Below are 3,046 nucleotides of genomic sequence, written 5' to 3'. Positions count from 1 at the left end.
TGGTCAGGGCGAATTGGGGTTGATTGGCGGGTGCGAACATTCCGTGTTCCTCGTGCTGTGCTGCGTGCACCGATGGCTTGAAAGGCCTCGGCGCACGCGAACGGTTTGAAGGGCATCGACCTGTTAGGTGGGTCGATGCCTGTAACGGTCAGCTGCGATTAAACGACGGGGACGCGCCAGTCATCGGAACCGGAAGTGCCGGAGACTTCGTGGGTCCAGGTGATTTTGCGGTAGGTGAAATGCACTTCTTCCAGGTGTGTGTAGTGCAGGTTTTCCGGGTCCTGGCAGTTGTGCATCTTGTTGTTGATGGCAACGATGATCGCGTCTTCCAGTTTGGTGGTGTAGTAGTGCTCCTGGGTGCCTTGCGCGGAGGTGCGGAACCACTGGATCTCGATTTCCGTCATGCGCTCTCCGGACGTCAGCGCGGCTTGCAGCAGCGGCGAAGCCTTGTCGAAGACCTTGGTGACCACAGCGGGTTTGTGAATGCGCTGGCCGGTTGGCTGACCGGATTGCGGGTCACGCGGGATGATCACGTCGTGGGTGAATGCCTGAACCATGACCTGGTCTTCATGACCTTCCTGGAAGGTGTTGCCCACGGAGTCGGCAGTGAAGGCGCCAGCGGTGATCAGGCCTTGTTTTTCGCCGGTAACGGACATGTATGCGGGTGTTGCCATGAGTGTGCTCCTTGCTGAAATTTCAGGGGTTCCCAGAGGGCAAAATCGCCCGGTGGGTGCCTGAGTCCTAGTCAAGGAACGTGCCAGAAATATTGAGGGCCAATGAAACCGGGTAGATGAAGAGGCTTTAGCCGATTTTTGAAACATTTCGACGCCAAATCACCCCAAAAAGTGCGCAAGAAGTTGCGCAGTGCTGTGCAACTTCTTGCGCACTCATCTGTAGGCCTCGAACGACATAGCGTGCAGAAAGGTGTCCACAGCTTTATCCACATTTTTTTGCGCAACTTCTTGCGCAGTTGGGCTCTAACGCATCTTGCGATTTCAGGGGCGAAATAACGGCAATCACCTGCCCAGTTTTTTCCTCATCAATAGCCACAAAAAACCTGCTTTCTCCCTTCCCTGTGCATGAACAGAATACAAATTCCCACGCACAGGAAACGACAGGAGTAAGTCATGACGTTCTCGATTATCGGACGTTGCCCCGAGACCGGGCAGCTAGGCATCGCCATCAGTTCTTCAAGCATTGCGGTGGGCGCGCGTTGTCCCTGGGCGCGGGCAGGGGTCGGGGCGGTGTCTACGCAGAACATCACGCTGCCGGCGCTGGGACCGCAGATTCTCGATCTGCTGGAGCACCAGCATCTGGAGGCCGAGGCCGCGCTGGACAAGGCCCTGAGTGCCAACGGCTGGAGCCAGTATCGGCAGGTCACGGTGATCGATGCGTCCGGGCGGATTGCCTGTTTCAGTGGCAAGGAGTCGCTGGGCGTGCACAACGCCGTGAAGGGCGAGCAGTGCGTGGCGGCGGGCAATCTGCTCAGCGATGTACGGGTGATCGAGGCCATGGTTGAGGCGTTCGAGGCCGAGCCCGGGCAGTTGGCGGATCGCCTGCTGGCGGCGATGCAGGCTGCCATGGCTGCCGGTGGCGAGGCTGGGCCGGTGCATTCCGCGGCGCTGAAAGTGGTGGGCGATTACACCTGGCCGATCATCGATTTGCGGGTCGACTGGGCCGAGGAAGATCCCATCGGTCAGCTCGCCGGTCTCTGGCAGGCCTACCGATCGCAAATGCAGGACTATCTGACCCGCGCGCTCAACCCGACAGCGGCACCGAGCTACGGAGTGCCGGGGGATGAGTGAAGTCTCCAGCCGCGACCTGCTGGAGCGCCTGGTCGGCTTTGCTACGGTCAGCCGCGACTCCAACCTGGAACTGATTCGCTTCATCCAGTATTACCTGGCCGGGCATGGCGTGCAGAGCGAGCTGTTCTACAACGACGAAGGCACCAAGGCCAATCTGTTCGCCAGCATTGGCCCGCAGACCTCCGGCGGCGTGGTGCTTTCGGGCCACACCGATGTGGTGCCGGTCGACGGGCAAGCCTGGACGGTGGAACCGTTTCGCCTGAGCGAAAACAATGGGCGTCTCTACGGGCGCGGCACGGCGGACATGAAAGGCTTCATCGCTTCGGTGCTCGCGGCGGTTCCGCTCTTTGTGCAGCGCCCCCTTCGGGTCCCGGTGCATCTGGCGTTTTCTTACGATGAAGAAGTGGGTTGCCTGGGCGTCCGGCCGATGCTCGAAGAGCTGCAGAAGCGTCCGCACAAACCCGCACTCTGCCTGATCGGCGAACCCACCGAGCTCAAACCCGTGCTCGGTCACAAGGGCAAACTGGCGATGCGTTGTGAAGTGCGCGGTGCCGCCTGCCATTCGGCCTACGCGCCTTATGGGGTCAATGCGATCGAGTACGCCGCGCAGCTGATCGGTCGGTTGGGCAGCATCGGCGAGCAGCTGGCGCATCCCGATCACCATGACTCGCGTTTCGATCCGCCGTATTCCACGGTGCAAACCGGGGTGATCAAAGGTGGCAGGGCATTGAACATCGTACCGGCTGAATGCGAGTTCGATTTCGAGGTGAGGGCGCTGCCGAACTTCGATGCCCAGCAGGTGGCCAGCCAGTTGCAGGCGTACGCCGAGCAGCACCTGTTGCCGAAGATGCGGGCAGTCCAGGCGGATACGGATATCAGGTTGCGGCCGCTGAGTGCCTATCCCGGTTTGGCCACGCCACCGGAGAGTGAGGCGGCGCGGTTGCTGGCGATCCTTAGCCAGTCTTCGGATTTCGGCACCGTGGCTTTTGGTACCGAGGGTGGGCTGTTCGAGCAGGCCGGGATTCCGACGGTGGTGTGCGGGCCTGGCAGCATGGATCAGGGGCACAAGCCTGATGAGTTCATCTCCGTGGAGCAGTTGCGCGGGTGTGATGCGATGTTGGGGCGGTTGGCGGATTATCTGAGTGACGTTATCGCGCCGTTGTAGCTTCCTGTAGGAGCGAGCACGCTCGCGATGGACTCCCAAACACCGCGGGGTGTCAGGCTGCCAGCGTTATCGTTGA

3 protein-coding genes are annotated in these 3,046 nt (G+C 60.6%); 2 read left to right on the top strand and 1 reads right to left on the bottom strand.

Going from position 1 to position 3,046, the window contains the following annotated elements; translation table 11 throughout:
• Window positions 1-158 precede the first annotated feature (158 nt).
• On the bottom strand, window positions 159-674 hold the full coding sequence (locus ACW9JE_RS29920; RefSeq protein WP_224534121.1) for an Hcp family type VI secretion system effector: 516 nt from the start codon (window positions 672-674) through the stop codon (window positions 159-161).
• A 453-nt stretch (window positions 675-1,127) separates the two neighbouring features.
• On the opposite strand from ACW9JE_RS29920, the gene ACW9JE_RS29915 reads away from it, so the two are divergent.
• Complete coding sequence (locus tag ACW9JE_RS29915; protein ID WP_224534122.1) at window positions 1,128-1,805, top strand: DUF1028 domain-containing protein; 678 nt, start codon at window positions 1,128-1,130, stop codon at window positions 1,803-1,805.
• Complete coding sequence (gene argE / locus ACW9JE_RS29910; protein ID WP_224534123.1) at window positions 1,798-2,970, top strand: acetylornithine deacetylase; 1,173 nt, start codon at window positions 1,798-1,800, stop codon at window positions 2,968-2,970. Before ACW9JE_RS29915 ends, argE begins: the two co-directional genes overlap by 8 nt.
• Window positions 2,971-3,046: the final 76 nt, after the last annotated feature.

Source organism: Pseudomonas sp. SDO55104_S430 (assembly GCF_054070595.1).
Note: the sequence above shows the minus strand (reverse complement) of the source record. Positions and strands in the feature narration are given on the sequence as shown.

What these genes read in the sequence shown, in the direction of transcription:
- ACW9JE_RS29915 (WP_224534122.1), top strand. Translation starts at nt 1,128, where the DNA reads ATGACGTTCTCGATTATCGGACGTTGCCCCGAGACCGGGCAGCTAGGC.
- ACW9JE_RS29920 (WP_224534121.1), bottom strand. Translation starts at nt 674, where the DNA reads ATGGCAACACCCGCATACATGTCCGTTACCGGCGAAAAACAAGGCCTG.
- argE (WP_224534123.1), top strand. Translation starts at nt 1,798, where the DNA reads ATGAGTGAAGTCTCCAGCCGCGACCTGCTGGAGCGCCTGGTCGGCTTT.